Origin of the sequence: Nocardia seriolae NBRC 15557 (assembly GCF_007990715.1) — a bacterium.
GTDB lineage: Bacteria > Actinomycetota > Actinomycetes > Mycobacteriales > Mycobacteriaceae > Nocardia > Nocardia seriolae.
Genome location: NZ_BJWY01000132.1, coordinates 1 through 20853, shown reverse-complemented (window position 1 = coordinate 20853; position 20853 = coordinate 1). Strand labels below are relative to the sequence as shown.

21 protein-coding genes, 1 tRNA gene and 2 pseudogenes are annotated in these 20853 nt (G+C 68.2%); 11 read left to right on the top strand and 13 right to left on the bottom strand.

Translation table 11 applies throughout. The features are described 5' to 3' along the window. A partial coding sequence (locus tag NS2_RS29655) for a sigma-70 family RNA polymerase sigma factor (RefSeq protein WP_261772323.1) occupies window positions 1–663 on the top strand: 663 nt, incomplete at its 5' end. A 25-nt stretch (window positions 664–688) separates the two neighbouring features. Here NS2_RS29655 and NS2_RS29650 read toward each other — a convergent pair. Together NS2_RS29650 and NS2_RS38575 are read right to left on the bottom strand one after the other, a co-directional pair. Further along, window positions 689–1804, bottom strand: a complete 1116-nt coding sequence (locus tag NS2_RS29650; protein WP_327128552.1) for an MFS transporter — start codon at window positions 1802–1804, stop codon at window positions 689–691. Window positions 1805–1817: 13 nt separating this feature from the next. Then, a pseudogene (locus NS2_RS38575) lies at window positions 1818–2120 on the bottom strand (MFS transporter); the annotation flags it as partial. On the opposite strand from NS2_RS38575, the gene NS2_RS37975 reads away from it, so the two are divergent. After that, window positions 2056–2208: a hypothetical protein gene (locus NS2_RS37975; protein WP_228103008.1), complete on the top strand. Its 153-nt coding sequence runs from the start codon at window positions 2056–2058 to the stop codon at window positions 2206–2208. The pseudogene NS2_RS38575 and the gene NS2_RS37975 sit on opposite strands and share 65 nt — an antisense overlap. Window positions 2209–2264: 56 nt before the next feature. Here the strand turns inward: NS2_RS37975 and mscL are convergent, their stop codons facing one another. From mscL to NS2_RS29620, 6 genes are all read right to left on the bottom strand, one after another. Next, entirely contained in the window at window positions 2265–2660 is a 396-nt protein-coding gene (mscL, locus tag NS2_RS29645) for a large conductance mechanosensitive channel protein MscL (protein WP_033090620.1), read from the bottom strand. Between the two features lie 50 nt (window positions 2661–2710). Then, window positions 2711–4252 carry a BCCT family transporter gene (locus NS2_RS29640; RefSeq protein WP_081986277.1) on the bottom strand — a complete coding sequence of 514 codons (1542 nt, stop codon included), beginning with the start codon at window positions 4250–4252 and terminating at the stop codon, window positions 2711–2713. 62 nt (window positions 4253–4314) lie between these two features. Beyond that, a complete protein-coding gene (locus NS2_RS29635) occupies window positions 4315–4680 on the bottom strand; it encodes a hypothetical protein (RefSeq protein WP_033090619.1) in 366 nt (121 codons plus the stop codon). 14 nt (window positions 4681–4694) lie between these two features. Further along, complete coding sequence (locus NS2_RS29630) at window positions 4695–4889, bottom strand: hypothetical protein (protein ID WP_143161222.1); 195 nt, start codon at window positions 4887–4889, stop codon at window positions 4695–4697. A gap of 109 nt (window positions 4890–4998) precedes the next feature. Beyond that, a complete protein-coding gene (locus tag NS2_RS29625) occupies window positions 4999–6297 on the bottom strand; it encodes a D-arabinono-1,4-lactone oxidase (protein WP_033090618.1) in 1299 nt (432 codons plus the stop codon). A 33-nt stretch (window positions 6298–6330) separates the two neighbouring features. Next, complete coding sequence (locus tag NS2_RS29620) at window positions 6331–7005, bottom strand: TetR/AcrR family transcriptional regulator (protein WP_033090617.1); 675 nt, start codon at window positions 7003–7005, stop codon at window positions 6331–6333. Window positions 7006–7121: 116 nt separating this feature from the next. On the opposite strand from NS2_RS29620, the gene NS2_RS29615 reads away from it, so the two are divergent. After that, entirely contained in the window at window positions 7122–8636 is a 1515-nt protein-coding gene (locus tag NS2_RS29615; protein WP_033090616.1) for an MFS transporter, read from the top strand. A gap of 64 nt (window positions 8637–8700) precedes the next feature. On the opposite strand, the gene NS2_RS29610 is transcribed toward NS2_RS29615, so the two are convergent. Beyond that, window positions 8701–9345, bottom strand: coding sequence for a helix-turn-helix domain-containing protein (locus NS2_RS29610; protein ID WP_052086931.1), 645 nt, complete (start codon window positions 9343–9345; stop codon window positions 8701–8703). A 66-nt stretch (window positions 9346–9411) separates the two neighbouring features. Here NS2_RS29610 and NS2_RS29605 point away from each other — a divergent pair, with 66 nt between their 5' ends. Continuing rightward, window positions 9412–10011 carry a peroxidase-related enzyme gene (locus tag NS2_RS29605; protein WP_033090626.1) on the top strand — a complete coding sequence of 200 codons (600 nt, stop codon included), beginning with the start codon at window positions 9412–9414 and terminating at the stop codon, window positions 10009–10011. A gap of 80 nt (window positions 10012–10091) precedes the next feature. Then, on the top strand, window positions 10092–10952 hold the full coding sequence (locus tag NS2_RS29600) for an alpha/beta hydrolase (protein ID WP_161789515.1): 861 nt from the start codon (window positions 10092–10094) through the stop codon (window positions 10950–10952). 57 nt (window positions 10953–11009) lie between these two features. Here NS2_RS29600 and NS2_RS29595 read toward each other — a convergent pair whose 3' ends face one another. Continuing rightward, the gene (locus NS2_RS29595; RefSeq protein WP_228102962.1) at window positions 11010–12203 is read right to left on the bottom strand and encodes a lipase family protein; all 1194 of its coding nucleotides are present in this window, start codon (window positions 12201–12203) and stop codon (window positions 11010–11012) included. A 133-nt stretch (window positions 12204–12336) separates the two neighbouring features. Between NS2_RS29595 and NS2_RS29590 the strand changes: the two genes are divergently transcribed. The 4 genes from NS2_RS29590 to NS2_RS29575 all read left to right on the top strand — a co-directional run bounded on the left by NS2_RS29590 (window position 12337) and on the right by NS2_RS29575 (window position 16644). Beyond that, entirely contained in the window at window positions 12337–12681 is a 345-nt protein-coding gene (locus NS2_RS29590; protein ID WP_033090615.1) for a DUF190 domain-containing protein, read from the top strand. Window positions 12682–12877: 196 nt separating this feature from the next. Next, complete coding sequence (gene pgm, locus NS2_RS29585; protein WP_033090614.1) at window positions 12878–14527, top strand: phosphoglucomutase (alpha-D-glucose-1,6-bisphosphate-dependent); 1650 nt, start codon at window positions 12878–12880, stop codon at window positions 14525–14527. A gap of 111 nt (window positions 14528–14638) precedes the next feature. Next, window positions 14639–15859 (top strand): MFS transporter, encoded by a 1221-nt coding sequence (locus NS2_RS29580; RefSeq protein ID WP_045439533.1) that lies wholly within the window; start codon window positions 14639–14641, stop codon window positions 15857–15859. 47 nt (window positions 15860–15906) lie between these two features. Then, window positions 15907–16644 (top strand): DsbA family protein, encoded by a 738-nt coding sequence (locus NS2_RS29575; RefSeq protein ID WP_045439520.1) that lies wholly within the window; start codon window positions 15907–15909, stop codon window positions 16642–16644. Between the two features lie 18 nt (window positions 16645–16662). Here the strand turns inward: NS2_RS29575 and NS2_RS29570 are convergent, their stop codons facing one another. Beyond that, the gene (locus NS2_RS29570) at window positions 16663–16980 is read right to left on the bottom strand and encodes a hypothetical protein (protein ID WP_033090613.1); all 318 of its coding nucleotides are present in this window, start codon (window positions 16978–16980) and stop codon (window positions 16663–16665) included. Window positions 16981–17137: 157 nt separating this feature from the next. Next, window positions 17138–18826, bottom strand: coding sequence for a DUF222 domain-containing protein (locus NS2_RS29565; RefSeq protein WP_082062745.1), 1689 nt, complete (start codon window positions 18824–18826; stop codon window positions 17138–17140). Between the two features lie 129 nt (window positions 18827–18955). On the opposite strand from NS2_RS29565, the gene NS2_RS29560 reads away from it, so the two are divergent. Together NS2_RS29560 and NS2_RS29555 are read left to right on the top strand one after the other, a co-directional pair. After that, a tRNA-Ala gene (locus NS2_RS29560) sits at window positions 18956–19028 on the top strand. A gap of 157 nt (window positions 19029–19185) precedes the next feature. Next, window positions 19186–19575 (top strand): hypothetical protein, encoded by a 390-nt coding sequence (locus tag NS2_RS29555; protein WP_143161223.1) that lies wholly within the window; start codon window positions 19186–19188, stop codon window positions 19573–19575. Between the two features lie 72 nt (window positions 19576–19647). Here the strand turns inward: NS2_RS29555 and NS2_RS38570 are convergent. Continuing rightward, window positions 19648–20724, bottom strand: a pseudogene (locus tag NS2_RS38570) (recombinase family protein); the annotation flags it as partial. Window positions 20725–20853: the final 129 nt, after the last annotated feature.

The window sequence follows — 20853 nt, the reverse complement described above, 5'->3', positions numbered from 1 at the left end:
AGTACTAGCTGTGCCCGATACTCCGTCGATCTGGGGGCGATCGTGAATTCCTCACGTGCATCGCAAATTTCCGCTGTCTCCCGTACCCCTTCCACTGTCTCCGACGCCGTCCGCCGTACCGGCCGGGGCAGAGAATTCGATCAGCTCGTACGCCGGATCGCCGTCGCCGACCGGGCCGCGTACGAGGAGCTCTACCGCCGTACCCGGGGGCTCATCTACTCGCGGGTCCTGAATATCGTGTGCGACACCGGATATGCCGAGGAGACGTGTCACGAGGTCTACCTGCAGGTCTGGCGCAGCGCGGGCGGGTTCGATCCGGCCCGCGGCAATGCGCTGACCTGGCTCACCACCCTCGCCCACCATCAGGCCGTGGACCGGGTGCGGCGTGAGTGCAGCGCGGCGGGGCACGAACACCGTTGGGGCGTCTGCGATTACCGGCCGGCGACCGATGTGGTGGCCGAGGAGATTCTGCGGCGGCAGGAGGAGCGGGCGATTCGCCGGGGGCTGGCGACGCTGACGCCGCATCAGCGGGAGTCGGTGATGCTGGCGTTCTACGGCGGGCTGACCTATGCGCAGGTCGCGGATCGGCTGGGGATCGGGCTGCCCGCGGTGAAGGCGCGAATTCGGTCCGGGCTGGCGCAGCTCAAAGTCTCACTGGCGTAACCGGGCTCGACGTGTTCGAACGGGCTCAGTGCGCGGCGGTGGCCTTGAAGCCGCGCGGAACCAGGATCACCGTGAGCACCGCGACCGTGCCCACCATGGCGGTCGAGATCCAGGAGGTGGTGGTCAGCGCGGAGTCGAAGGCGTGCTGGGCGATGCTCAGCACCTGATCGCCGGTGGGGCCGCCGATCTTGCCGGCGACATAGACCGCGCCACCCACCGAGCCCTCGGCGTCGGCCAGATCCTCGCCCTGCAAAGGCAATCCGGTCATGTGCTCGGTGAACAGGCGGCCGTGGATGCTGCCCAGCAGCGCCACGCCCAGGCCGATGCCGAGCTCGTAGTTGGTCTCCTCGACCGCACCCGCCTGGCCCGCGCGTTCGGGCGGGACTGCGGCCACCAGGACCGCGGCGGCGGTGGTGATGGCGACGCCGTCGCCGATGCCCAGGCAGACCAGAATGAGCGCGACCAGCGGGTAGGCGGTGGTCGGGATCGCGGCCAGCACCGCGAAACCGACCGCCAGCGCGCCCAGGGCGAAGCCCATCAGGAAGCGCACGCCGACGCGCGGCATGAGCCAGGGCGTGGCGAGGGAACCGAGCAGGGTGGCGATGGCCGCGGGCAGCGTGCGCACACCCGCCTGCGAGGGCGTGTAGCTGTGGATGTACTGCAGCCACAACGAGATCAGGAACAGCGCCGCGCCGATGGCGAGCATGGCCAGCAGGGTGGCCAGGGCGGCGGCGGTGAAGGCGCGGTTCTTGAACAGCCGCACATCCAGCAGCGGATCCGGCGACTTCAGCTGGCGGTAGGCGAACAGGCCCAGCAGCACGAAGGCCGCGAGCATGATCACCAGATCGATCGGGGCCGGATCGCCCTTGGCCACATGCTTGATGCCCCACGCCAGCGCCACGATGCCGAGCACCGACACCAGCGCGCTGGTCCAGTCCAGGCTGCCGTGTTGCGGCGCACGGTATTCCGGCAGCAGCCACAGCCCGGCGGCCACGGTGACGATCACCACCGGCACGTTCAGCCAGAAGGCGGCCGACCACCCGAACGCCTCGACCAGTTGGCCGCCGACCAGCGGGCCGATGGCCGCGCCCCCCGGCCACCGAGGCCCAGATGCCGATGGCCAGGGTGCGTTCCTTGTCATCGGTGAAGATATTGCGGATAAGCGAGAGCGTGGACGGCATCACCATGGCCCCGCCGACGCCCAGCAACGCGCGGCCCGCGATCAGTTGCGCCGGTGCGGTCGCGGTCGCCGCCACCACCGAGGCCAGTCCGAAGAGCAGGAATCCGCCCAGGAACAGCCGCTTGCGCCCGTAGCGGTCGCTGATCGCGCCGCAGGTGATGAGCAGGCCGCCGAGCACCAGGCCGTAGAGGTCGACGATCCAAAGCTGTTCCATGGGACTGGGTTCCATGGAATCGATGAGCGAGGGCAGCGCGACATTGAGGATCGTGGCGTCCATCGCCACCAGCAGCAGGCTCGCGCAGAGCACCGCGAGCATGGCCCACCGGCTCGCCGGGGCGGGTGCCATTCGTTTCCTCCTCGAGTAGTGGTTCGCGTCGGCCGTTGGCAACAACCTGGCTAAGACTACTCGAGGGGGTGTCGACTACTTGTTCGCGTTCTGCTTGGCCAGCAGATCGCGAATCTCGGTGAGTAGTTCCAGCTCGGTCGGATCGGCCTTCGTCTCGGCGGACTTGTTCAGGCGCTTCATGAGGGTGTTCATCGGCAGGATGAGCACGAAGTAGAGGATCGCGGCCACGCACAGGAAGTTGATCGCGGCGCTGATGATCGGGCCCAGCGCCACGAAGGTGGACGGTTTGTCGGAGATGATCTGGAAACCCAGACCGTATTCCCGGTTGCCGCCGAGGGTCGCCAGCAGCGGTTCGATCACGCCCTTGGTCACCGAGGTGACGATGGCGGTGAACGCTGCGCCCATCACGACCGCAACCGCCAACTCGAGGACATTGCCCCTCATCAGGAAGTTCTTGAAACCCTTGAGCATGACGCTGAAGATCCAATCCGAGACGATTTCGTTATGTTCCGGATGGGAGTTTAAGGGCTTACCCGACCCTCGCGCGCAATCGGCGCACCCTGCTTGACAGCCTCGGCACGGAAGGTCCGAACCAGGGCCACGCACATGGCGAGCATGACGACGCTGAAGGGGAGCGCGATGAGGATGGCCACGGTTTGCAAGGTCGTCAGGGCGGATGCGCCCGAGCCGCTGGCGACCAGCAGGGCCACCGCTACCGCGCCCTGCGCGCAGGTCCAGAAGGCGCGGCTCCAGGTCGGGGGTTCCGGATTGCCGCCCGAGGACAGCATATTCACCACCAGCGCACCGGAATCGGCGGAGGTGACGAAGAACAGGACGATCACCAGCACGGCCAGGCCCGCGGTGACCGAGCCGCCGGGCAGCGTGTTCAGCAGGGCGAACAGGGAACTGTCGCGATCGGGACCGTCGGGGCCGACCAGTCCACCGCCGCCGAACATTTCACGGTGCAGGCCCGCGCCGCCGAAGACCTCGAACCAGACGAAGGTCAGGACGGTCGGGACCAGCAGCACACCCGCCACGAACTCACGGACGGTGCGGCCGCGCGAGATTCGGGCGATGAAGACGCCGACGAAGGGGGCCCAGCTGATCCACCAGCCCCAGTAGAAGACCGTCCACTGCTGGGTCCAGGAGGTGCCGTTCGGGCCCTCGGTCGCGCCGGTGTAGAGGCTGATCCTCGGCAGCGTCTGCAGGTACTGGCCGAGGTTCTGGACCAGGTCGTTGACGATGAACAGGGTCGGACCGGCGATCAGCACGTAGAGCAGCAGCAGGCCCGCCGCGCCCATGTTCGCCTGGGAGAGCAGCTTGATGCCCTTGTCCACGCCGGTCGCCACCGAGACCGTGGCCAGCGCGGTGACCGTGACCACCAGTACCACTTGCAAGCCCTTGCCCGGTTCGTGCAGCCAGCCTTGATAATTCAGCCCGGCCGAGATCTGCAGCACGCCCAGCCCCAGCGAGGTGGCCACGCCGAAGACGGTGCCGATCACCGCCACCACGTCGATGACATCGCCGCGCCAGCCCCGGATGCGGTCGCCCGCAAGCGATTCCAGCGACCAACGGATCGATACCGGACGGCCCTTGCGGTGGATCGAGTACGCGATGGCCAGGCCGACCACCACGTAGATGGCCCACGGATGGATGCCCCAGTGCAGAAACGTCTGCACCATGGCCGAATCCGCGCGCTGGGCGGGCGTGGACCCGACGCCCGGGCGCGGATCCTCGTAGTGGAACAGCGGCTCGGCCACGCCCCAGAACACCAGGCCGATGCCCATGCCCGCCGCGAACAGCATGGAAAGCCAAGCGCCGAGCGAGTATTCGGCCTTTTCGCCGTCGTCGCCGAGGGCGATGTCGCCGAAGCGTCCCAGCCCCAGCCAGATCGCGAACACCACGAACAGGGTCACGATCACGATGTAGTACCAGCCGAACCCGCCGATCACATTGTCCTGCAGGGCCTTCGCCTGCCGGGCCGCGGTGTCGCGGAAGACGATGGCGTAGACGGTGAAGGCGGTCACGATGATGGCGGCGGGCCAGAAGACCCTGGGGGCCACCGCCGCCCGATGATGGACGGAAACCGATTCCGGGCCGGTCGGCCCGGAATCGGTGGTTCGCACTATTTTCCGCCCGCTTTGTTCTTCAGGGCGGTGACGATCTCGTTGACCGCGGCCAGCACATCCTGGGCGGCGTGGTCGAGATTGGCCCGCACCTGTTCCAGCGTGCCTTGCAGATCCTCGGGAGTCACCTTGTCGGCGAATGCCTTCGCCATATCGGCGAGATCGGCGGCCGCGTTCTGCGCTCGGTCGGCGAGTTCGGCGGCGGCGCCGCTGGCCCGTTCGGCCAGCTGCCCGGCGGCGGCCTCGGCCCGCTCCCGCAGGTCGGCGGCGGTGACCCCGAGGTCGGTGGTCAAGTCGCCGGCGGTGGTGCGGAGGTCGTCGGCCAGACGTTCGGCGTTGTCGTCGAATTCGTCATTCGTCGGCATGGTCTCGGCGTCCTCTACTTCGATCCGCCGCCCAGTTTGTCCTTCATCTTGCCCATGAAGCCGCCGACTTTCTCCTTCACCTCGTCGCCCGCGTGCTGCATGTCGTCGCGTGCCTTGTCGGCGGCCTCGCGTGCCTTGTCACCCACGTCCTGGGCGGCGGCCTTGGCCTTGTCGCCGGCCTCGTTCATCATGTCGCCGAAAGAAGACATCGGAACCTCCCTACGTTGGTCACGCTCGGGGTAGTTACAGCGATCATTCAGCAACCGATACTAGTCCGTTTGTCCAACTTGCGCGGGTTTGTCACGCAACCGGACCCCGTCAATCGACCGGACCGAGCACCTGCTCGATATAGGCGTTGGTGAACCGGCCCTTGGGATCGAAGCGCCGCCGGACCTCGGCGAACTTCTCCCAGTCCGGGTAGCGCTCGCGCAGCGTGTCGGCGGTCTGGAAGTGCCGCTTGCCCCAGTGCGGGCGGCCGTTGTAGCGGTCGAAGACCCGCTCGCAGGCGCGGAAGTACGGTTCGTAGTCCATGCCCTGGTACTGGTGCACGGCGATGTAGCAGGTGTCGCGGCCGCCGGCGGGGGACAGGAAGGCGTCGTCGGCGGCGACCCAGCGCACCTCGATCGGCATGGCGGTGTCGAAATGCTTGGCCACCTCCTTGATCTCGCGGATGGCGTCGATCGAATGTTCGCGCGGCAGTGCGTATTCCATCTCGGTGAAGCGGAACAGGCGGGGGCTGGCGAAGACCCGGTAGGAGCGCTCGACCTGGCGGCGGTAGCTACCGGCGTAGGCCGCGGCGCGCTGGATCACGGGGATCAGGCCGGGGCGGCGGCGGGTCAGGCGGCACAGCGCGTCGAAGGTGTAGTTGGTCATGAGGATGTCCGAGAGCCAGTCCATGGCTTTGCCGCGCGGTTGCTCGGGCAGGTCGACCCGGTTGTTGCGCTTGGTCATCGCCAGGGGGCTGTGGGCGAACATGTAGAACTCGAAGTGCTCGTTGCCGTCGACGTAGGAGTCGAGATCGTCGAGGATCTCCTCGACGGGCAGCGGCCGCTCGACACCCTCGAGCACGAACGACGGCACCATCTGCAGGGTCACGGCGGTCACCACGCCCAGTGCGCCCACATTGACCCGGGCCGCACGCCAGCCGTCGGGGTCGGTCTGCTCGTCGAGCTCGACCCGGCTGCCGTCGGCGAGCATGAGTTCCACCGATTGCAGTGCGGCCGAGAGGTTCTGGAGCCTGGACCCGGTGCCGTGGGTGCCGGTCGCGGTCGCGCCCGCGATCGACTGCACATCGATGTCACCGAGATTGGGAAAGGCCAGGCCCAGCGGATGCAGCGCATTGCTGGCGGCATTGAGGGTGATGCCCGCCTCGACGCGGACCAGACCACTGGCGCGATCCACGCGCAGGATCTTGTCCATCTTGTTCAGGCGCATGAGCGTGCCGTCGGTGAGCACGGCGTCGGTGAAGGAGTGGCCGGACCCGGCGACCCGGACGGTGTGGCCGTTCGCCTCGGCCTGTGCGAGTACTGCCGCGACTTCCTCGGGCGAGCTCGGTTCGGCAACGGATGCCGGAGTACAGCGCTGATCTCCGGCCCAGTTCACCCAAGAGTTGGTCATACGACCAACTGTAAAACACGCTTGTGATGTGCGCTACCGTTTGCGCGGCGGGCACGCCGCGGCCTTCGCGCGTTCCACCTCGTCCTCGGTCAAGGGTGGTTGCGTGAGCGGCATGCGCGGCACGTCGTCGCCGCGGACGCCATTGAGAATCAGCGCCATGTAGCGCTCCCAGACATCGGGATTGACCGGCCGGGCGAAGCCCGCGATGCCGTCGACCATGTTCACCATGGCGAAGAAATCAGCCGGTTCGATGTCGGGCTGCAGCACACCCGCGTCCTTGGCGCGCTGGATGACCGCCTGCATGCCGGGCCGGATGCGGTCCTTCATGCATACGAAACGTTCCATGCTGTCGTGTAATTCGAGGATCACCTCACCGAAGCCGCGGTTGACCGCGATGTGCCGGCACGAGTACTCGAACAGCTCGACCAGGCCCTCCCAGGGGTCGGGATGGTGCAGCGCCAAATCCACGGCCCCGCCCAGCTCGGTGACCATCTGGTCGAAGACCTCGGAGATGAGCTCCTGCTTGTTGGCGAAGCGGCGGTAGACCGTGCCGACGCCGACGCCGGCGCGCTCGGCCACATCGTCGAGGGTGACCTCCAGGCCGCGATCGGCGAAGAGTTCGCGGGCGGCCGCGATGATGCGCTGCTGATTGCGGGCGGCGTCCGCGCGCAGACGCCGAGGTGGGGGCGCGGTGGTGACGTGATTCACACCGTAATCCTAACAGGAATCGGGATTATCCGGAGGGATTGTCTCCGTTTTGCTGGTAGCTTCAATGAAAGCGGAGACGGGCTCTCCGTTAATCCTAGGGGACGAGGAAAACCACCATGACAACAGCACTCGAGAAAGACCCGACGACAGCACTCGAAAAAGATGTCGCGGCCCCGACCGGTCGGCGCGGCTCGCACGCACTGCGCTGGTGGGTGCTCGCCGTACTCGGCGTGGCCCAGTTGATGGTCGTGCTGGACGCGACCGTCGTGAACATCGCGCTGCCGCACGCCCAGGCCGATCTCGGCTTCTCCAATGGCGATCGGCAGTGGGTCATCACGGGGTACGCGCTGGCCTTCGGCAGTCTGCTGCTGCTGGGCGGACGGCTGTCGGATCTGTTCGGGCGGCGGACCACCTTCATCACCGGACTGGTCGGGTTCGCGGTCGCTTCGGCGGTCGGCGGGGCGGCCGGGAACTTCGAGGTGCTGGTCGGGTCGCGCGTCGCGCAGGGTGTGTTCGCGGCGCTGCTCGCGCCCGCCGCGCTCTCGCTGCTGACCGTGACGTTCACCGAACCGGCCGAGCGTGCAAAGGCTTTCGGCATCTTCGGCGCGATCGCCGGTGCGGGTGGCGCGCTGGGTCTGCTGCTGGGCGGCGCGCTCACCGAGTGGGCCTCGTGGCGCTGGGTCATGTACGTCAACCTGGTCTTCGCGGCCGTCGCGCTGGTCGGCGCGATTATGTTGCTGGCCAAGCACACCGCCACCGAGCGGCCCAAGCTGGACCTGCCGGGCACGCTGACCGTGACCGCCGCGCTGTTCGGGATCGTCTACGGCTTCTCGCATGCCGAATCCGACGGCTGGACCAATGGCGTGACGCTGTTCTTCCTCATCGGCGGTGTCGTGCTGCTGGGTGTGTTCGCGTGGCTGGAACAGCGGGTCGCGCATCCGCTGCTGCCGCTGCGCGTGGTGCTGGACAAGACCCGCGGCGCGTCCTACGTCACCGTGTTCACCATCGGCATCGGCATGTTCGCCATGTTCCTGTTCCTGACCTACTACATGCAGCAGCAGCTGGGTTACTCGCCGATCCGCACCGGTGTGGCCTTCCTGCCGATGGTGGCGGGCATGATCGCCTCCTCCACCACGGTGCCCGCGCTGCTCATCCCGCGGGTGGGTCCGAAGGTGACCGTGGTGAGCGGATTCCTGCTCGCCACACTGGGAATGGCGCTGCTGACCCGCATCGGCGTGGACACCGCGTACGCGAGCCACATCCTGCCCAGCCTGATCCTCATGGGTCTGGGTCTCGGTATGGCGATGTCCACCGCGTTCTCCGGCGCGACCTCCGGGATCGACCACCGGGACGCGGGCGTCGCCTCGGCCATGGTGAACACCAGTCAGCAGGTCGGCGGCTCGATCGGCACCGCGCTGCTGAGCACACTGGCCTCGACGGCCTTCAGCGACTATGTGTCCGGCCATGTTCCGCCGTCCCCGGCGGTGCTGGCCGAGGCGGCGGTGCGCAGCTACACCACCACCTTCTGGTGGGCCGCTGCCATCTTCGTGGTCGGCGCGGTGATCACCGGGATCGTCATGCCGAACAAGGTACCGGTCCCCGCCGAGGGGGAACCCGTTCTGGCGCACTGAGATTCGAATCGAAAGCGGCCCCGCTCCCGACGGAGTGGGGCCGCTGCCGTTGTGCGATGGGGTATCAGTGCTCGCCTGCCTCAGGTATCTCGTTGCGGGCCACCACGAGTAGTGCCTGCGCCGCGCCGTTCCCGGCCCGGTAGGAGTGCGGGCGGTCGGCGGGGAAGCGGATCCAGTCGCCGGGGCCGAGTTCGACCCGGTCCTCGTCGGTGCCGGCGGTGACGATGCCGGAGAGCACGTACAGGCATTCCACGCTGCCGGTTTCGTGGGCCGCGGCGGTGTGGGTGCCGTTCCCGTCGACGGTCACGGTGAAGACGTAGACCAGTTGCGGCCCGTACAGGGTGGTCAGGCGGCGAACAGCGGTCTCGCCCAGGCGATGCACGGGATCGGTGGCCGCGCGGCGGATCTCCGTCGTGGGGGCCGCGGTGTCCTCGGTGACCAGGTCGGGGAGCGTCACCTCAAGCGAGGTGGCCAGGGCGTGCAGCGTTTCGACGGTGGGATTCGCGCTGCCCGCTTCGATCGCCAGCACCGTGGCCTTGGCGATCCCGGCCCGCCGCGCCAGCTCGGAGGCCGACATCCCGCGCAGGCGGCGCAGGCGGTCCACATTGCGGCCGACGATCTGATTCGGGGACGACATGGGCTCGATCGTCGCAGACGGCGGCGGCCGGGTCGGAGCCGCGTCGGCGGCGATCGGGGGTTGCGCTTCCATGTGAGGTCATTATAGTGATCGACACGGTCAATTTAATGACCGGCGCAGGGTGGGATGGGAGCGGAAATGAACGGCCACACCGTGTTTTCACAGCCGAGCGAGGACGATGTCCCCGACGCGCTGCGGCCGCTGTTCGAAAAGATCAGGGCGCTGGCGGGTTTCGTGCCCAACGCGTTCCTGGGCTATGTGCGGCGGCCGGACCGTTTTTCGGCCTGGCTCGCGCACTATCAGCTGGTGGTCACGCCCACCGGGGAGCTGGATACGGCCGATCGCGAGATGATCGCGGTGGTGGTCTCCGGGCTCAACCGCTGCACGTATTGCGCGGTGTCGCACGGGTACGCACTGCGGGCGCAGGTCGGTGCGGTGACGGCCGACCGGATCGCGATCAACTGGCGGCACGCCGGGCTGGACGCCCGTCGCGCGGCCATCTGCGCCTACGTCGAGAAGCTCACGCTGCACCCGGGTGAGGTGACTCCGGCGGACGCGTACCCCCTGGTGGACGCGGGATTGTCCGGCGACGCGATCGCCGATGTGGTGGAGCTGACAGCGATGTACGCGTTCACCAATCGCATGTCGCTGGCCTCCGGGTTCGTGCCCAATCCCGAGTATCACTCCGGGAATCGGGATGTCGCGCCGGTGCCCGCCGGGCCGGGCCGCCCGGCATGAGCGGGGCCGACCCCGGGAACGTGCGGCCCAGTGCACGCGCCACCGCGCTCGCCCGCGCCTCGGCCCGGACCATGCGGCCGATGTTCGAACGTCTTCCCTTGCGCCCGTTCACCATCCGGATCTCGCGGCGTTTGTTCGACGCCGTCGGGTACCCCGCGCCGCCGGGCACCCGTCAGCGGCTGGAGCGGATCGGCGGGGTGCCGGTGCGGTGGGTGGCTGCGCGCGGCGCGGACGCGGACGCGGGGGTGCTGCTGCATCTGCACGGCGGCGGCTACGTGGTCGGATCCTCGCGCTCGCATCGCGGCCTGGCCGCGCGGATCGGCGCGGCCGCTGGTGTGCCGACGGTGGTGGTGGACTATCGGCTGGCGCCCGAGCATCGCTTTCCGGCCGCCTTCGACGACGCGCTGGCGGTGTATCGGGGATTGCTCGAAACCCGGCCCGCCGCAGAGATCGTCGTGGTGGGCGACTCCTCCGGCGGGCATCTGGCGGCGGCGCTGATCGCGTCCCTGTCCGGCGCGGGGCTGCCCATGCCAGCGGCGCGGGTGCTGTACTCGCCGGTCGTCGCGTGGTCCTGCTGGGGGATCGAGGCCGCCGATCGAGACTCGCCGGATCCGGTGCTGCCGCCGCGGATACCCAAAATCGTTCGGGGCCTGTATCTCTCGGAGGGAATGCCCGACGGCGATACCCGGGTCGAGGTGCTGGCGGCCGACAAGGCGGGCTGGCCGCCCACCCTCATCCAGGTCGGCGGGACCGAGGCGCTGGCCCCCGATGCCGAGCTGCTGGCGCGCTCGATCGGCCCGGCGTGCACCTTCGAGAACTGGCCGGGGCAGATCCATGTGTTCCAGGCCCTGAGTCCACTGATTCCGGAGGCCCGGCGCGCCCTGGAGCTGACCGGCCGGTTCATTCGGCGGTCCCTGGACGGTTCCGGATCCCGGGCATGAAAGCGGCCCCGCTCGCGAATGCGAGTGGGGCCGCTTCTTTTTCCGGCTTACCGCGATTCAGCGGCAGTTGCTGGGCGGGGCCAGGCCCGCGAAACGGTCGGACAGGTAGTTCATGGCGGTGGCCGCGCCGCCGAAGATGGCGGTGCCGTGGTCCGCGCCGGGAATGATGTCGAATTGGACCGGGGTGCCCGCGGCGCAGTAGCGGCCCGCGGTGTAGAGGGCCAGATCCAGGGGGACCTGGTCGTTGCTGCCGTGCCACTCGTAGAGGGGCTGGTGGATGAGCTCGGGGACGATCTCGAGGGCGTTCTCGTGGAAGGTGCGGATGAGCGTCGGGTCGTTCTCCGCGCCGAGGTGGAAGACCTCGCTGATGCGGTGGTTCGCGCCGACCGAGATGATTTCGTCCACACAGGAATTGGCGAGGCGGTCACGCATCCAGAAGCCGAAGGGCGTGAGCGAGTCGTCGAGGCGCATCTGGCCGGGGTACTCGCGTTCCATGCCCTCGGCCACCGCGAAGCCGAGTCCGAACAGGGCCTGCGGCGAATCGCCCGCCTCGATGGCCATCTTGCCGGGATTCACCGGGACGCCGCCCTGGGCGACGCCCACGATGGGTAGCTCCGGCGCGTAGTCCGGGGCGATGGCGGCCGCGAAACCGGTGGACATCGCGCCGCCGGAGTATCCGGCCAGGCCGACCGGGGAAGCGCCCAATCCGGCCGGGGCGAAGCGCTTCACGGCGCGAATGCCGTCCAGCACGATCTGGCCGCCCATGCGCGCCGCGCCGTAGGCGCTGTTGGGGCCGAGGTGGTCGGGCACCGCGATGGCCCAGCCCCGGGCCAGCAGCAACGGAAAGGCGGAGGCCTCCTTGAGGCTGCCGTCGAAGAGACTGTGCGACGGGGCGCATTGCATGCCCAGCGAATTCACGAAAGGCTGGTAGGACAGCAGCGGCCTGGGCCCGGGGCCGGGGGAGATGAGGGTGGTCATGGCGGCAATGGGCGCGCCGGCGGAATTGGTGGAGCGGAACAGGATCTGCCACACCGTCGCACCGGCCCAGGGATGGGCCGGGACGAGCCTGGCATTGAGGACGTCGCCGTTTTGAGCGCCGCCGAGATTCCCTGCGGCGTAGTAGAACCCGTCGGCATCGGGAAACGGGTAGATCGCCCCGGCGTGCGCCGCGGGTGCGGCGGCCATCACGGCCACCAATACCGAGACGATTCCGAAGCCTTGGACCAGCATCTTTCTGATCGACTGGCGCACCGCCAACTTGGCTCCTCGAGGCCGATGGGACAACTCTGGGCAAGCCGCACTATCCTCGCAGTTCCGAGCTGTTGTTCGGGCTCAGCAACACGCCGATCGGCAACTATTTGGCTAATTGGACTGGGGGCACGCGATGAGTGAACAGGCTCGGCACTGGGTTCCGGCGTCGCGGCTGACGGTGCTGCTGGGCGAGGACGACCTGTATCGGCATCGGCCCCGCTATCACGAGATCGTGCGGCGCGCCCGCGACGCCGGACTGGCCGGGGCGAGCGTCTGGCGCGGGGTCGAGGGCTACGGGGTGTCCTCCCGTATTCACACCACCCGGCTGTTGGATCTGGCCGAGCGGCTGCCGGTGCTGGTGATGATCATCGATGACACCGCGCGGCTGCGGGCCTTCGTGGAAAACAATGCGGACCTGCTGGATTCGGTCACGGTGGCGCTCTCCCCGGTCGAGGTGTTCGACGGGGTGCGGAGGTGACGGCATTACTGGCGGATCGCGCGGTGGGCCATCGATTCGCTAGTGTTCTCCCACTGGGCACGTTCGGGTACGAAGCGGTTCGATTGGCCGAGGAGGGCGCTTTCAGCTATGCGGTGGCGAACGTCATGATCCCCCGGGTGCGCCCGTGATCCTGATGACCAGCCGGGCACAGGCGATACGGAAGGGAGGTGCGAGCATGGCCCACGATCGAGCCGGACGACCGGCCCGGGCCACGGACCTCGAAGATATCGCGCACTTGGTGACCTCCTACTACAGCCGGATCCCGGACCCGGCCGATCCCGCGCAACTGGTCTCCTTCGGCACCTCCGGGCATCGCGGGTCGAGTCTGGACAATGCCTTCAATGAGGCGCACATTCTGGCAATCACCCAGGCAATCGTGGAATACCGTGCCTCCCGCGGGATTACCGGGCCGGTGTACCTGGCGCGGGACACGCACGCGCTGTCCGAGCCCGCCTGGACCACCGCGCTCGAGGTGCTGGCCGCCAATGACGTCACCGCCATCATCGACTCGCGCGACAGGTACACGCCCACACCGGCATTGAGCCACGCGGTGCTGCGGCACAATCGCGGCGGCACCCGGCATCAGGCCGACGGCATCGTGGTGACGCCCTCGCACAATCCGCCGCGCGACGGCGGCTTCAAATACAACCCACCGCACGGCGGCCCGGCCGACACCATCGCCACCGACGCCATTGCCGCGCGCGCCAACGAGCTGCTGCGCACCGGACTCTCCGATGTGCGCCGCACCTCGCTGGCGCACGCGCTGGCGACCAATGTGGAGCGGTACGACTATCTGGATCGCTACATCGGCGACCTACCCAATGTGCTGAACCTGGACGCCATTCGGGGCGCCGGGATTCGGCTGGGCGCGGACCCCATGGGCGGGGCCTCCGTGGATTACTGGGAGGAGATCGGGCAGCGCTACGACCTCGAGCTCGAGGTGGTGAATCCGTTCGTCGATCCGACCTGGCGGTTCATGACGCTGGACTCGGACGGGCGGATCCGGATGGATCCCTCCTCGCGCTACGCCATGGCCTCGCTGGTGGCGATTCGCGACGACTACGACATTTCCACCGGCAACGACGCGGACGCGGACCGGCACGGGATCGTGACTCCCGATGCGGGGCTGATGAATCCGAACCACTACCTGGCGGTGGCGATCGAGTACATGATCGCCAATCGGATGGGGTGGGACGCGCTGACCAAGATCGGCAAGACGGTGGTGACCTCGGGCATGATCGACCGGGTGGTCGGGGTGCTGGGCCGCGACGTGTACGAGGTGCCCGTCGGGTTCAAGTGGTTCGTGCCCGGATTGTTCAGCGGCAGCCTGGCTTTCGGCGGCGAGGAATCGGCGGGGGCCTCGTTCCTGCGCATGGACGGCACCGTGTGGACCACCGACAAGGACGGCATCCTGCTCGCCCTGCTGGCCGCCGAGATCACCGCGGTCACCGGGCAGAGTCCCTCCACCCGCTACGCCGAACTCGAAAAGCGCTACGGCTCACCCGCCTACGCCCGCGTCGACGCCACCGCCACCGCGGAACAGAAGGCCCGCCTCGCGGCGTTGACGCCGGACATGATCACCGCCACCGAAATCGCCGGCGAACCCGTCACCGGCATCCAGACCCGGGCCCGCGGCAATGGCGCGGCCCTGGGCGGAGTCAAGGTCACCACCGAGAACGCCTGGTTCGCCGCGCGGCCGTCGGGGACCGAGGACAAGTACAAGATCTACGCGGAATCCTTCCAGGGGCCCGAGCATCTGGCGCAGGTGCAGGCGGCCGCGGAGGAGATCGTCGGGCAGGCGCTGTCGGGTACGCGCGTTGAATGACTTACCGCGCTGTCGGCCGGGGGAGACGGCGGGCAGGCGGATTCGGCTGGACGGTAAGGGGATCGGTGGCGGTCGGGGCGGGGTCGGCCCGGCGTGGAGCGGTGTGGTGCGGTGAGTAAGGCGACGGAGGGTTCCGGGCGGCGTCGCCTGCCGGTGGAGATCTGGGTGCTGGTGGGGTCGGCGTTCACCATCGCCATCGGGTTCGGACTGGTCGCTCCGGCATTGCCGCAGTTCGCGCGGAGTTTCGAGGTGGGGGTGGCGGCGGCCTCGTTCATCGTGAGCGCGTTCGCGTTGACGCGGTTGATCTTCGCGCCGATGGCGGGGCGACTGCTGCAGAAGCTGGGGGAGCGGCCGGTGTATCTGACCGGGCTGCTCATCGTGGCGGTGTCGACCGGTGCGTGCGCGCTGGCCCAAAGCTATTGGCAGCTGCTGGTTCTGCGGTCGCTGGGCGGGATCGGGTCCACCATGTTCACGGTGTCCTCTCTGGGCTTGGTGATCCGCATGTCGCCGCCCGCCGAGCGCGGCCGGGTGTCCGGGGTGTACTCGACCAGCTTCCTGATCGGATCGATCAGCGGGCCGCTGGTCGGCGGTGCGCTTTCGTTCCTGGGGTTGCGCGCACCATTCGTGATCTATTGCGTGGCGCTGCTGATCGCCAGCCTCATCGTCTATGTGGCGCTGCGGGATTCCCCGCTGGCGCTGCCGGAGCCGACCGGTGGCGTACCGGCCATGACCTTCCGCGAGGGCTTGGCCCGCCCCGCCTACCGCGCCGCGCTGTGGGCCAACTTCGGCAACGGCGCAGCCGTTTTCGGGGTCCGCATGGCGCTGGTGCCGCTGATCGTGGTCGAGGTGCTGAAGCAGGACGCCGCGCTGGCGGGAGTGGCGTTGACGGCCTTCGCGCTCGGCAATGCCTCGGTCCTGTTCCTGTCCGGCCGCTGGTCGGACACCCTGGGCCGCAAGCCCTTCCTGATCGCCGGAACCCTGGTCTGTGCCCTCGGCACCGCGGGTATCGGGTTGTCCCCGACCCTGCCCTGGCTGCTCGCCGCCTCCTGCGTGGCGGGTATCGGGTCGGGGATGTTCGCGCCCGCCCTGCAGGCCTCGGTCGCCGACATCGTCGGCCCGGGCAGGCGCGGTGGTCCGGTGCTGGCGGGCTACCAGATGTCGGCCGACCTGGGAACCTTCCTGGGGCCCTACGCGATCGGCCTGCTCGCCGATCGCGTCTCCTACGGTGTCGCCCTGGGTGTCACCGCGATCCTGCTGGCCTCGGCCTCGGCGATCTGGTTGCTCGCGCCTGAAACCCTGCGCCGCAAGGAACCTGTCACCGCCCCCGTCTGACGGGGTGGGGTGTCGCGGGGGTGGGGGTGTGGTGCAGAGTGTTGCGGGTGAGCAATCCGACTTCGAAGCACTCACCGCGGCCGGTGTCGAGCAAGACCACCTATGCGCTGGCCGGGTTGGCCGTGCTGGTGGTGGCGGCGATCGTGGCGGCGCTGTATCTGTGGAATCGCGGCGACGGGGCCGAGGTGCGCAATGACGGATACGGCCCGGCGCACGATCCCGCGGTGACGGTGGCGCTGGACTCCGACGGCGCCATTGTGCTGGGCAAGCCGAATGCGAAAACCATTGACATCTACGAGGATCCGCTGTGCCCGGCCTGCGGGCAGCTGGAGAAGATCTACGGCCAGGAGATCGCCCAGCAGGTGGACCTCGGCAAGATCGAGGTGCGGTACCGCCTGGTGAGCTTCCTGGACCCGCAGTCCAAGAGCAAGGACTACTCGACCCGCGCCGTGGCCGCCAACGAATGTGTGGCACAGGCCGGCAACGGCCCGGTCTACGCCAAGTTCCACTCCCTCCTGTTCACCACCGAACAGCCCACCGAGGGCGGCCCCGACCACGACAACAAGGCCCTGGCAATCCTCGCCCAGCAGGCCGGCGCCGGCGCCGACGTCGCCAAATGCATCACCTCCGGCGAACGCGCCGACACCGGCCGCGCCCACGCCGAAGCCGCCAAGAAGGCCCTCGACGACAAACTCAACGGCCGCGCCGCCACCCCCTCGGTCTTCATCGACGGCAAGAAGATCGACGTCAACAACAAGACCTGGGTCCTCGACGCCGCCAAGTAGGCGGAACCCCAGCGGAATTCAGAAGTCCAGGACGGGGCGGCGCAGGCGGCCGGTGTAGTCGGCTGCGCGGCCCAGGGCATCGTCGGCGGCATCCAGCTCGATGAGCGCTTCGTCGAAAACCTCCGCGGCTCCGGCTGTGCAGTAGGCGGGGGTGGTGAGTGCGCCGGTGCCTGGGGTGTCGAGGAGCAGGCCGGAGTCGGGTAGGTCGCGGTAGGCGGCGGTGAGGCTGGCGAGGTCGGATCGCAACTGCTGCAGGCGTTCTCGCAGGAGTTGACGGCGTTGTTCGAGGAGTAGCGGGTCTCGCGGGTCGCCGGGGGTCGGCGGAAGATCGTTCATTTCACCAGCATGCAGTGGCCTACGGGGGTTCGGGGGTTTTCGTAAGCCACCGCATGCCGGTGTGGGCTGGGCGGGGTGCGGCCCATCGGGGGAACGGTGAGTTGAGCCGCACCCCTCGGAGGGAGGCGGGCTGGGCCCGGCTCCGTGGTCGGGTGGGTCAGTGGGTGGCGGCTCGGTCGGGGATGTCGTTGTCGGGGGTGGTTCGGGAGAGTTGGGGGTGGATGAGGGTGTGGGTTTCCATCGGGTAGGCCAGGTCCGCGGTGAAAGGGTGTCCGGCGGTGGGGGATTCGGTGAAGTCGGGGACCACGCGCAGGGGTGAGGTGGGGCGGGGCGGGGCGTCGATGTCGGTGTGGGGGAAGAGGTAGCGGGCGCCCTCGCGGACCGTTTCGTGTGGCTCACCGCTGGGGTCGATCCAGCGCATGCGGTCGTTGTCGGCCAGGTAGACGCGCCAGGGGTGTTTTCCCTTGTCGGCCAGGGACTTCAGGCGGTGGTGGTGGGTGCACAGGACCGCGCGGTAGGCGGCGTTCGGCGGGAGCACCGGCCGACCCGGGGACGGGTCGAACTGGACCAGGGCGGTTTCCGCCGCGGGCATGGTGCAGCCGGGGAAGCGGCAGGAGCCGTCCACGGCTCGGACCTCGCGGGCGGGCGCGTTGGAGAAGGGGCGCACCGCAACGATTTTCGCGGATTTCGCGGCAGGCTCGGCCGGTCCGGGGGCGGAGATGAGGCGGCCACGGTCGACGCCCGGCGTGGGCTCGGCATCGTGGGCCGCCGCGGCCGTGCGCTCGCGGGCCGTCAGCGCGCGTTCCCATGGAGCTTCGGCGGCGGTCGCCGCTCGGCGGGTCCGGGCCGGATCCACGGTTCGGGCGGGTGCGTCCGGATCCGGAGCCGATGCGGTCGGCGGGGTCGCCGAGGTCCGAGCTTCCCGCGTCGTGCTCTCGTCCGGGAAGTATTCGGGAATGACCTGGAAGCGGGCATGTTCGGCGAGGGTGCGGGCCAGGGCGGCGTCGACCGGGCCGTAGCCGGACAGGAAGGCCGGGTCGTCGCGCAGGCCGAGAAGGGTTTCGGCGGAGACCCCGACCTGGATCAGAGGGCGGCGCGGGGTGGCGGGGACATCGGCTTTGGGGCAGTCGAGCCCTTTGCCGCAGCCGCAGCTCAGGCGGCCCGAGCCGTCGGCGAGGGCGATGAGGGCATCCGCGCGGCGTTGCGCCATGGTGCGCGGATCGTCGTCACAGACCTGGAGGCTCATTTCCCGCAGGCGCATGGCCACGGCCTGTGCGCCCGCGGCCGGGAGCAGGCCGTCGAACACCGCCATACCGTCCTGAACCGCGCGGATACGGACATCGCGGTCCTGCTCGCGTTCGGTCCGGCGGCGGGTCTCGCCCTCCGGATCGAGCCGGGCGACCCAGCGTTGCGCGGTCTGCCGCAATCGAGCCGGATCCGAGCGCAGCGCAGCGTCGATCAGCTTGGGCTCCAAGCTTTCTCGCACCTCGCGCGGCAGCCCGCGCAAACAGTCCGCGATCACCTGCACCCGCGACAGATCGATCCGCCCGGCCGCGAACGCCAGCTTGGTCCCCGGTAGCGAATCCAGCGCCAGCCCGACATCGATGAGCGCCGCCGCCACCCCCTCCGACACGTGCACCGCCACCGCGATCTCCGCTGCGGCGAACTCCCCGGCACGCACCCCGCCCGCCCCCGGCGCCGCATTCCCGGCCCGATGCCGGCGATACACCTCCCGCACCGCTGTGATTTCCGCCGCCTGCGCAAACGCCGCCGCCCCGTGTGCCCGCCGCAGCGCGTCGATCAGCTCCTCGTCGCCCATCGCCTCCACCTCTCGGCTATCGAACATGCGTTCGAGCCTAACTCGAGAAGATCGCCCCCGCCACCCTTTGTCCAGGCGATTTGGTTTGTTCACCACCCGTCGTGTAACTTCGTTCAAGCAAGCAGGGCAACGCCCCGCTGGCACAGAAGTGAACACGGGGCTATGGCGCAGCTGGTAGCGCACCACACTGGCAGTGTGGGGGTCAGGGGTTCGAGTCCCCTTAGCTCCACAATATGTCCCTTACTCGAACCCGTGACCGCGTAGACACGGGCGAGTGAGGGATTTTTGGTTTCCCGGGCAGGTTGTTCGCCTCGGGTCATTCTTCTGGTCGCTGGTGTCGCCGTGGCGACGTGAACTGCGCCTCTCGCTCTGATCTGGACGGCTTCGTGGAAGTCGTCGAAGGGTGGGTTGAGCGCGTGGCCGACGGTGAGGTCTTCATCGATGTAGAAGCGTTGGTAGAAGGTCTGATTCATCAGTCGGCGGGTGTCGTCGTTGGCGTCGCGGTACATCGTGTAGGGGTCGGACAGGATGTCGAGGGCTTGACGCAGCACTCCCGCTCCGGCGGCGAGTTCGGCTCCCGTGGACAGCAGCCCTTCTTCGGCTTTGGCGCGTTCGGCTTGGATCTTGCGGAGCCTGGTTTTGATCTTGTCTTGAGAGAGGGTGCCGTCGGCGGCGAGATCGAGCAGGCGTTCTTCTTGTCCGTCGAGGTCGGCCAGACGCGCCTTGGTTGTGGCGTGCACGGCGCGGACGCTGCCCTGCTCGTCGGACAGCGCTGATTCGACCAGGGCGTTGACTTCAGTGATGAACGCGGCGGGCAGTCGCAGGGCGGCGTAGCTGTCCGTGACAGCTTGTTCGACGAGGGCGGCGGGCAGGTGGGGCATGTCGCAGTCGCCGTCTTGGCGGGCCCGGCACAGGAAGTAGTCGTAGCGGCGGCCGGTGTGGCTGCGGGCCTCGGTGTAGATGAAGCGTGAGGTGCGCTGGTTCTCGCGGCAGCGACGGCAGAACAGTACGCCTTTGAGGTAGTGCTGGAGTACGCGGTCGCGCTGGCCGGGTTTGCTGCGCATGTTGCGCACTTCTTGTACGCGGTCGAAGAGGTCCTGGTCGACGAGGGGCTCGTGGCGGCCGGGGTATACCTGGCCTTTGTAGAGGACGAAACCGAGGTAGTAGAGCGCGTCTTCGCTGAACATGCGGTGGTATTGCTTGGCGTCGACGGGACGCTCGGGCAGCTTGCCGCGTGCCCGGCACGTCAGGCCCATGTCGGCCATGGCGGCTTCGAGGCGTTCGAGGGTGTAGCCGCCGGTGGCGTAGAGTTCCCAGGCCATCTTGACCAGCGGTGCGCGCTTGGGGTCGAGCTCAATGGTGTTGAACCACTTGCCTTCATACTCGGCTTTGGTGTTGACGTATCCGAGCCGGGCATAGCCGTTGGTGCCGCCGTTGATGGCCTTCTGCAGCATCTTGTCTTGAATGTCGAGTCCCTGCAGTTGGTTCTGCAGGTCGTTCATGATGTCGAGCATCCCCTCCATGGCTTCGGCGTAGGGGCCCTCGCCGAAGTCCTCTTTCACCGAGACCAGCCGAACGCCCATCTTCTGCAACTGGACCTGGACGATCGCGGCGTCGAATCGGTTGCGGAACGCGCGGGAGCGCATGTACACGATCACGTACTTGATCTCGGGATGATCGTGCAGGTAGGCGATCATCTCCCCGAACGCCTTGCGGCCGGAGAGAGTCTTTGCGGACTTGCCCGGCTCGACGAACTCCTTCACCACCTGAGCGCCGAGACTGTCGGCCTTCGCGGTCCCCTTCTCGCGCTGAGTGTGGATCGACAGTCCGTCGGGGTCGATATCGACGGCCGTGTGAGTCTGGCGTTCGCCGGATACCCGCAGGTAGAGAACGGCGGCGTCGATATCCACGATCGTCTTCTTCATTCTGCAATCTCCAGACGGCTCACGAATCTGCAATCACACAGACCGGCCTGCTCCGGCAATACGGGCAATTGCGGTCTGCTGCGCGGCTTTTCATCTCGGGATCCCCACCCCGATTACATTCTAGTGTCC

Coding starts and splice junctions, on each gene's coding strand:
- NS2_RS29650 (WP_327128552.1), bottom strand. CDS start 1,804: ATGACAAGGAACGCACCCTGGCCATCGGCATCTGGGCCTCGGTGGCCG.
- NS2_RS29590 (WP_033090615.1), top strand. CDS start 12,337: ATGAGTGAACAGGCTCGGCACTGGGTTCCGGCGTCGCGGCTGACGGTG.
- NS2_RS29635 (WP_033090619.1), bottom strand. CDS start 4,680: ATGCCGACGAATGACGAATTCGACGACAACGCCGAACGTCTGGCCGAC.
- NS2_RS29565 (WP_082062745.1), bottom strand. CDS start 18,826: ATGTTCGATAGCCGAGAGGTGGAGGCGATGGGCGACGAGGAGCTGATC.
- NS2_RS29630 (WP_143161222.1), bottom strand. CDS start 4,889: ATGTCTTCTTTCGGCGACATGATGAACGAGGCCGGCGACAAGGCCAAG.
- NS2_RS29570 (WP_033090613.1), bottom strand. CDS start 16,980: ATGAACGATCTTCCGCCGACCCCCGGCGACCCGCGAGACCCGCTACTC.
- NS2_RS29615 (WP_033090616.1), top strand. CDS start 7,122: ATGACAACAGCACTCGAGAAAGACCCGACGACAGCACTCGAAAAAGAT.
- mscL (WP_033090620.1), bottom strand. CDS start 2,660: ATGCTCAAGGGTTTCAAGAACTTCCTGATGAGGGGCAATGTCCTCGAG.
- NS2_RS29605 (WP_033090626.1), top strand. CDS start 9,412: ATGAACGGCCACACCGTGTTTTCACAGCCGAGCGAGGACGATGTCCCC.
- NS2_RS29625 (WP_033090618.1), bottom strand. CDS start 6,297: ATGACCAACTCTTGGGTGAACTGGGCCGGAGATCAGCGCTGTACTCCG.
- NS2_RS29610 (WP_052086931.1), bottom strand. CDS start 9,345: ATGGAAGCGCAACCCCCGATCGCCGCCGACGCGGCTCCGACCCGGCCG.
- pgm (WP_033090614.1), top strand. CDS start 12,878: ATGGCCCACGATCGAGCCGGACGACCGGCCCGGGCCACGGACCTCGAA.
- NS2_RS29600 (WP_161789515.1), top strand. CDS start 10,092: ATGTTCGAACGTCTTCCCTTGCGCCCGTTCACCATCCGGATCTCGCGG.
- NS2_RS37975 (WP_228103008.1), top strand. CDS start 2,056: ATGGGACTGGGTTCCATGGAATCGATGAGCGAGGGCAGCGCGACATTG.